Here is a 7,556-nt window from a genome sequence, read left to right as displayed (position 1 = left end):
GAATGTGAATTTCGGTTTAACTTTGGGCCACCAAAAGAGCAGTTAAAAATATTGCGAAAATGGTGTGAAATTTAGGGCTAATCTACTACAGCCCCTAAAAGTAAGAAACGCGAATTGATTAGAAAAATACTGAAAGTTGTTTATTTAATCAGTTAAAGCGAAATCACAATGAAAGATTTGCAATTCCCTGGGGCTTGGGGCATAATGCGGGCGTTCTGTTGCTAGATTTGGTGGCAGATGTTATGGAAACCTTCTCGGTTCCTCGCAACGAGGTCTGGTTTACTCGGTCAGGTTCGGAAGAAAGCAGCCAAAGTCAGATTTTTCGTGTGCCGAGATCAAGCTGGGAAGGTTTCCGCCCAGCTTTTCTTTTTCTTCTCTTAAATCAATCTTTCACTTTTTCAACTCAACTAAATTCTTTCCACTAATTGTTTGAAAAAGCCGTTTTCTTTTGCCATTAAGGTTTGATAATTGCCTTGTTCGATTAATTTGCCATCATCAATAATGCAAAGGTTATCAAATTGTTCAATCGCGGTAAGGCGGTGCGTTACCATAATTAAGGTTTTGTTTTGGCAATGGGCGAGAATTAAACGCAGAATCTGGCGTTCTGTTTCGCGATCTAAACCTTCGGTAGGTTCATCAAGCAGTAAAATAGGTGCTTGATTGAGTAATACGCGCGCTAAACCTAAACGGCGCTGTTCACCGCCTGAAAGCGGGCGGCCGCCATCGCCAAGCCATTGATCTAAGCCCTGTTCTTGGTCTAGCAATTTGCCTAAACCCACTTGGTTTAGCACGTCAATCATTGCCTCATCAGAAATAGGTTGCTGATTTGCCAGCTGTAAATTATTACGCAAGGTATCGCTAAAAATATGCACGCGCTGGGTTAAAAAGCACATTTGGTTACGTAAACTTTTTTTCGCTGTAGCTTTCAATTAGTTGATTGGCAAGGAAAATTTTCCCTTGTGCGGGATTATAGTTGCGTACTAAAAGCTGTAACAGGGTGGATTTGCCACTGCCAGTTTTGCCTAGAATGGCAACTTTTTGCCCTTGCGGAATTTCAAGGTTGATGTTCTGTAGTGCAACATCTTGACGTTCAGGATAAGTGAAACTCACTTGCTGAATGGAAAGATCAAGTGCGGTGTTTTTTATAGTTTTTTGTCCGTTAAATTGCACGAGTGGCGTTTGTTCGGTGATTTCGGTAACCCGCTCGGCAGAAGCAATCACTTGCCCAATATGCAAAAATGCCGAACCCAAAGGCATTAAAATCTCAAAGGCTGCCAGTGCAGCAAGGGCAAATAGGGCGATAATCGCAGGGCTGTATCGATCACTGCCAAAATCAGCATTGGCGGCAAACCATAAGGTGAGCGCAAGCAAAATGCCATTGGCAAAAAGCACAAGTGCGGTGGAAAATCCGCTTAAATTGGCTTCTTTTTGTTGAAAGTGTTGCCATTGTTGTTCTGTTTCGTCCAGTTTTTGTTTGAGCGGTTTTTCAGCATTAAACAGCAATAATTCTGCTTGAGATTGGATATATTCTACAAATCTCGTGCGGTAAGCCGCGCGCGCTTGGGTGAGTTTATGCCCGAACTTTTGCCCTAAATGATAAAAAATTGTTGGCACAATCAAGACAAGTGCGGTCAACATTGCACCAAAAAAGAGTGCGAGCGGAAGGTTAAAAAAGCTCAAGCCTAGGGTGAGAAAACCAATCACTAGCAAAGCGGTGATAAAGGGCGCGAGCAGGCGAAGATAAAGGCTATCGAGCGTATCCACATCTGCCACTAAGCGGTTTAATAAATCACTGTTACGATAGCGATTTAGCACGGCTGGGCTTAGGGGAATGATCTTTTGGAACACTTGCACACGCAATTTGGCAAGGATTCTAAAGGTGGCATCGTGAGTAACGATTTTTTCAAAATAACGGGCTACGGGTGCGTCCAATCGCCAATCCGCGCACGGTGGCTGAGGGATAGAAAAAATTGAATAACGTGCCAATGCCCGCCAAGGCGGTGGCAGCCAAGAACCAGCCTGATACCGTTAATAAACCAATACTGGCGGCAAGCCCTGTGATCATCAGGATTAAGCCTAAAAATAACACGAATTTGGCGTGCTTAAATAAACGTAAAAATGGTAAAAGTGTACGCATTAATTAATATCCTGTTTACGTTGTGCAAGAAGTTCTGCGAAAAATCCGTTATTTTGTAATTCGGCAAAATTGCCTTGTTGAACGATTTGTCCTTGTTGCATCACAAAAATGCAATCGCATTGTTTCAGATCTTCAATGCGGTGCGTAATCATCAAGGTGGTTTGTTCACGGCTAATTTTTTGCAAGGCGGAAAGTACCAGATTTTCTGATTGTGCATCAAGGCTGGCGGTAGGTTCATCAAGGAGCAATAAATGACGATGACGCAATAAGGCGCGGGCAATGGCTAAACGCTGTGCTTGCCCCACGGAAAGTCCAATGCCCCCTTCTTTAATTTCGGCATCTAGCCCTAATTTATCGGTAAATACGGTAGCCTGTGCTTGTACCAAAGCGTGTTGAATTTGTTCATCGCTAGCTTGGATTCCGCCTAAGAGTAGGTTTTCGCGAATCGTGCCTTGTAATAGCAAGGGATTTTGCCCCACCCACGCAATCGCACTGCGCCATTGGGTTTTATTAATTTGATTGAGTTCAATGCCATTAATTTTCAGGCTGCCTTGATAATCTAAAAAGCCAAGTAGGGTATTGATTAATGAGGTTTTCCCTGCGCCACTTTGCCCGACTAACGCGGTATGACTTTTAGCCGGCAGATGAAAATTAAGAGCTTGGGTGAGCGGTTTGCCTTGTGGCGAGAGCACCACCAGATCTTGCGCGTGGATTTCAACCGTTTCATTTAACGTGAAATCTTGGCTTGCTTTCGCTTCATTCAAAATAGGCTGTTCTAAAAATTCAACAATAGCATCAGCCGCACCAATGGCCGCCGCGCGGTCGTGATAATAAGTGCCAAGATCACGCAAAGGCTGATAAAACTCTGGGGCTAGAATTAAGCAGAAAAAGCCGATAAATAAGGTGATTGGCGTGCCATAAGTGCCGAAATCAAGCTCGCCCAAATAACTAAAACCAAAATAGACGGCCATTAGCGCAATGGAAATCGAGGTAAAAAACTCCAACACAGCAGAAGACAAAAACGCCATTTTCAGCACGTCCATTGTGGTTTCGCGGAAATCTTCCGTGGCTTGTTCAATATGCGCGGTTTGTTCTTCCGTTTTATTGAATAAGCGTAAGGTTTCCAGTCCGCGTAGGCGATCTAAAAATTGACCACTTAATTTTGCTAAGGTTTGCATATTTTTCTGACTGCTGTCTGCGGCGGCGATCCCAACTAAGATCATAAAAATTGGCACAAGGGGAGCGGTAACGAGCAAAATGAGCCCCGCCGCCCAATTTAGCGGAAAGACGGCAATTAAAATAATAAACGGAACGATCACCGAAAGGGCTTGTTGAGGTAAATAGCGTGCGTAGAAATTATGTAGATTTTCCACTTGTTCTAACATTATGCTTGCCCAACTGCCAGCGGGTTTTTGGTTAATCATTGCTGGGCCAACTTGATGTAATTTGGTGAAAATTTGTTGGCGAATAAAATGTCGTAATTTTTGACCGCACTTGAAACCAAGGCGTTCGCGCCAATACAAAATGATCGCACGCAAGCCAAAGCCGATTACTAAGGCGATAAAATAACCGATTAAATTTTCCCTTGCGGTTTGCACCATAATGAGCTGATGTAATAGGGTGGCGAGCAAGTAGGTTTGTGCAACTAAGATCAGAGATGAAAGGCTAGCCAATAAAATATTAAGGCTAAGTAACTTTTTATGGGTTTTTTGTTGGGCGCGTAGCCATTTTTGTAAGTGTCGTTGGCGAGCTTTATCCATAATTCTGCGTAAAAGGGTTAAGTTAGATAATAAGGAAAAAAAGAAAAGCGGTGCATTACGGCAATAATGCACCGCTTAGGCTTATTCTTGGCTATCTAAGAAGCGTTCTGCATCTAAGGCTGCCATACAACCTGTGCCAGCAGAGGTAATGGCTTGGCGGTAATTGTGATCCATTACGTCACCTGCGGCAAAGACGCCCTCTACTGATGTGGCGGTGGCGTTGCCCTCTAAACCTGATTTCACCACGATGTAGCCATTATTGAGTTCAAGCTGATCGGCGAAAATCTCTGTATTTGGCGCGTGGCCAATTGCCACGAACATTCCGTCTAATTTGAGTTCTTCCGTTTCGCCTGTTTGGGTATCTTTTAAACGAATTCCGGTTACGCCCATATTGTCGCCTAGCACTTCATCTAAAGTACGGTGGGTATGTAGGATAATTTTTCCTTCTTCCACTTTTTTGTATAGGCGATCCACTAAGATTTTTTCTGCGCGGAAGCTATCACGGCGATGCACTAAATGCACTTCAGAAGCAATATTGGCTAAATAAAGAGCTTCTTCCACCGCGGTGTTTCCACCGCCAATCACCGCAACAGGTTTATTGCGATAGAAAAAACCATCACAAGTAGCGCAAGCAGAAACGCCACGGCCTTTGAAAGCTTCTTCAGACGGCAAGCCGATGTAGCGTGCAGAGGCCCCTGTGGCAATAATTAATGCATCACAGCTAAAACTTTGAACATCGCCATAAAGTTTGAATGGACGAGAAGAAAGATCCACGCGATTAATGTGATCGAAAATAATCTCTGTATCGAATTTCTCCGCGTGTTGCAACATTCTTTGCATTAACTCAGGGCCGGTGGTATCACCAAAATCCCCCGGCCAGTTTTCGATTTCTGTGGTGGTAGTGAGCTGTCCGCCTTGTTGTAAACCTGTAACTAATACTGGGCTTAAATTAGCACGCGCCGCATAAATAGCCGCGGTGTAGCCCGCAGGGCCTGAACCTAAAATTAACAGTTTGCAATGTTTCATTTCTGACATAAAAATTCCTAGTTTATAAATCGTAAAAAATCTTCGCTATTATAGAGGCTTACGCCGTTAAATTCATTAATAGAGTAGTGAATAGAGCAATCGGCGGTATTTATTGGTAACCGGATCGTTATTGCCAATAGCAGCCAGAATAGATAAAAACTCTTGTTTCACTTCACCATTCAGCACGCCTAAATCTTGTTTTAATAAGCTGAATAATAATTCCAAGGCATCTTCATTGCGGTGTGCTTGGTGTAACTGTAATGCCAGTTTTAAGGCCACTTCAGGGCTTGGATTATTGGTGTATTCGGCTTGTAATTGCTGAATTTCTGGCGTGTCTGCCGCTTTAATTAATAATTCGATTTGCGCTTGCAATCCTTGCCAACGGCTATCGCGATCTTGCAATGGAATGCGGTTTAAAATTTCCTGCGCTGGTTCAACGCGTTTCATTGCAATATAGGTTTCTGCATAAAGCAGGGCAATATCGCTGTTTTTGTGATCGGAAAGCTCCCACGCGTCTTTTAGCAGTGGCAAGGCTTGCTCATAGTTTTCATTCGCTAGAAAATCTAATGCTTGGGTAAATTTAATCTCTTCTTCTTTTGGCAAGATCAGGCTTAAATGTTGTTCAAGGGTGGCGTCATCTAATGCCCCTTGGAATGCATCAAGGGCTTGCCCATCTTTAAATAAATAGGTGGTTGGCAAGGCTTGAATACGAAACTGCGCCGCGACCATTTGTTCGGCTTCACAGTTAATTTTGCCTAATAAAAATTGCCCTTGGTATTTTTCTGCATAGCGTTCTAGCACGCTTACAAACGTATTAGATTCCTCGTGGCTTGGCGCATAAAACACTAAAGCAACAGGTTTTTGTTGGGTTTGTTGTAAGATCTCGGTGAGATTTTGTTCGGTAACATCAATAATATAAGCTGACATTTTCACTCCACGTTTCACGCTAATTTGAGTTACAAAAATTGCCATCGATTGTAACAAAAGTGCGGTGGTTTTTGGAAAAAAACTTCCCAAAAAACCACCGCACTTAATGATTTAATAAAAATCTTGCTTAGAACAAAATACTTCCCACTAAGGCAAAAGCAAATCCGGTAAAGCCGATGAGGGTTTCTAGCACTGTCCAAGTTTTTAATGTGGTTTTGGTGTCCATTTCTAGGAAACGGCTGACTAACCAGAAACCGCTGTCATTAACGTGAGAGAATACCGTTGCACCTGAGGCGATAGCGATCACGATAAAGCAAAGATCGAATTGGCTTAATCCAACCGTTGCCGCCACCGTTGGCGCAATTAAGGCTGATGTGGTGGTGAGTGCCACGGTGGCAGAACCTTGTGCTACACGCAATGCCATTGAAATAATGAAGGCGGCCACAATCACAGGCATTCCTGTATCAGCAAACATTGCGGAGAGTTCGTTGCCAATGCCACTTGCGCGCAATACGCCACCGAACATACCACCAGCTCCCGTTACTAGAACGATAGAACAGATTGGACCGAGTGCGTTATCACAGATTTTTTCGATTTGTTCATTACTGCGCTGATCTTTTAGCAATAAAATGGTTACGATTAAGGTAATCAATAATGCCACAGGGGTTTTGCCGAGTAAGCGTAAGCCTTGCACCCAAGCCTGTGAGCCATCAACCACGCCTGCGACAGAAAGGGTATTCAAGCCGGTATCACATAAAATCAGCACTAATGGTAATAATAGAATGGTTAACACTTTACCAAAACTTGGTGGATTTAGCACCGCAGTTTCATTGATGGCGTTTACGTTTAAGAACGCTTTTGGTAAATCTACCATCACTTTTTTACCTAAGTATTGGCTAAATAAGTAGCTTGCGATGTACCAAGTTGGAATACCGCAGACTAAACCAACGATGACTAATAAGCCAATGTTTGCTCCTAATAAATCGCCTGAAGCAACAGGGCCAGGGTGCGGAGGCACAAAGGCGTGCATTACAGCAAATGCTCCTGCTGCTGGGAAGGCATAGCGCAATACTGAACCGCCAAAGCGTTTTGCGACACTAAAGATAATTGGCAGCATCACGACTAATCCTGCATCAAAGAAAATTGGGAAGCCGAACAATAAAGAGGCGACCCCTAAAGCGAAAGGTGCTTTTTTTTCACCAAATTTATTGATGAGTGTATCAGCAAGCACTTTTGCGCCGCTAGTGATTTCAAGCAAGCGACCGATCATCGCGCCCAAACCAACTAATAACGCCACAGACGCTAATGTGCCGCCGAAGCCTTTAGTTAAAGTTGGCAGAATTTCATTGAATGGCACGCCGGTGGCTAGTGCCGTGAGCAAGCTCACGATAATTAATGCGACAAAGGCGTGAACTCTGAATTTCATAATTAATAAAAGCAACATCAAGACTGAAGCTATCAAAGTGAAAATCAACATATAAGATCCTTAGTATTTGATGATTAATTTTTTAGCCAACGACCAAGAACGGATTGCTAATTTACCCGTAACATTAAAATTAACTAGCAAGGTAAAATAGATAGGCATATTATTAGGGAAATTCTAACCAAAGTTCAAATGATTAGGACGAAAATGGCGATTTTTGTTAAAAATTTGTGAGAATGATCACAAAATGAAATGTTACCAGTAACTAAAATCAGCAATTTTT

General features: G+C 43.0%; 4 protein-coding genes, 1 other RNA gene and 2 pseudogenes. 2 read left to right on the top strand and 5 right to left on the bottom strand.

Annotation, left to right across the window (positions count from 1 at the left end):
• Both C3Z13_RS11420 and ffs read left to right on the top strand, forming a co-directional pair.
• Positions 1 to 75, top strand: a pseudogene (locus C3Z13_RS11420) (IS1595 family transposase); the annotation flags it as partial.
• A gap of 176 nt (positions 76 to 251) precedes the next feature.
• Positions 252 to 350: signal recognition particle sRNA small type (gene ffs / locus C3Z13_RS11415), an RNA gene on the top strand.
• 57 nt (positions 351 to 407) lie between these two features.
• On the opposite strand, the pseudogene cydC reads toward ffs, so the two are convergent.
• The 5 genes and pseudogenes from cydC to C3Z13_RS11390 all read right to left on the bottom strand — a co-directional run bounded on the left by cydC (position 408) and on the right by C3Z13_RS11390 (position 7,327).
• Positions 408 to 2,137 (bottom strand): annotated as a pseudogene (cydC, locus tag C3Z13_RS11410) (heme ABC transporter ATP-binding protein/permease CydC).
• Positions 2,137 to 3,897 (bottom strand): heme ABC transporter permease/ATP-binding protein CydD, encoded by a 1,761-nt coding sequence (cydD, locus tag C3Z13_RS11405; RefSeq protein WP_103855987.1) that lies wholly within the window; start codon positions 3,895 to 3,897, stop codon positions 2,137 to 2,139. Before cydD ends, cydC begins: the two are co-directional and overlap by 1 nt.
• Positions 3,898 to 3,978: 81 nt before the next feature.
• The gene (gene trxB / locus C3Z13_RS11400) at positions 3,979 to 4,932 is read right to left on the bottom strand and encodes a thioredoxin-disulfide reductase (protein WP_103855986.1); all 954 of its coding nucleotides are present in this window, start codon (positions 4,930 to 4,932) and stop codon (positions 3,979 to 3,981) included.
• Between the two features lie 66 nt (positions 4,933 to 4,998).
• Positions 4,999 to 5,850, bottom strand: coding sequence for a co-chaperone YbbN (locus tag C3Z13_RS11395; RefSeq protein WP_103855988.1), 852 nt, complete (start codon positions 5,848 to 5,850; stop codon positions 4,999 to 5,001).
• Positions 5,851 to 5,977: 127 nt separating this feature from the next.
• The gene (locus C3Z13_RS11390; protein WP_103855985.1) at positions 5,978 to 7,327 is read right to left on the bottom strand and encodes a GntP family permease; all 1,350 of its coding nucleotides are present in this window, start codon (positions 7,325 to 7,327) and stop codon (positions 5,978 to 5,980) included.
• Positions 7,328 to 7,556 lie beyond the last annotated feature (229 nt).

It is taken from the genome of Avibacterium endocarditidis (genome assembly GCF_002921145.1).
Taxonomy (GTDB): domain Bacteria; phylum Pseudomonadota; class Gammaproteobacteria; order Enterobacterales; family Pasteurellaceae; genus Avibacterium; species Avibacterium endocarditidis.
This window is presented reverse-complemented; position numbering and strand designations above follow the sequence as displayed.

Bases quoted from the DNA above. Each gene is read 5' to 3' on its own strand.
- C3Z13_RS11390 (WP_103855985.1), bottom strand. From the start codon at position 7,327: ATGTTGATTTTCACTTTGATAGCTTCAGTCTTGATGTTGCTTTTATTA.
- cydD (WP_103855987.1), bottom strand. From the start codon at position 3,897: ATGGATAAAGCTCGCCAACGACACTTACAAAAATGGCTACGCGCCCAA.
- C3Z13_RS11395 (WP_103855988.1), bottom strand. From the start codon at position 5,850: ATGTCAGCTTATATTATTGATGTTACCGAACAAAATCTCACCGAGATC.
- trxB (WP_103855986.1), bottom strand. From the start codon at position 4,932: ATGTCAGAAATGAAACATTGCAAACTGTTAATTTTAGGTTCAGGCCCT.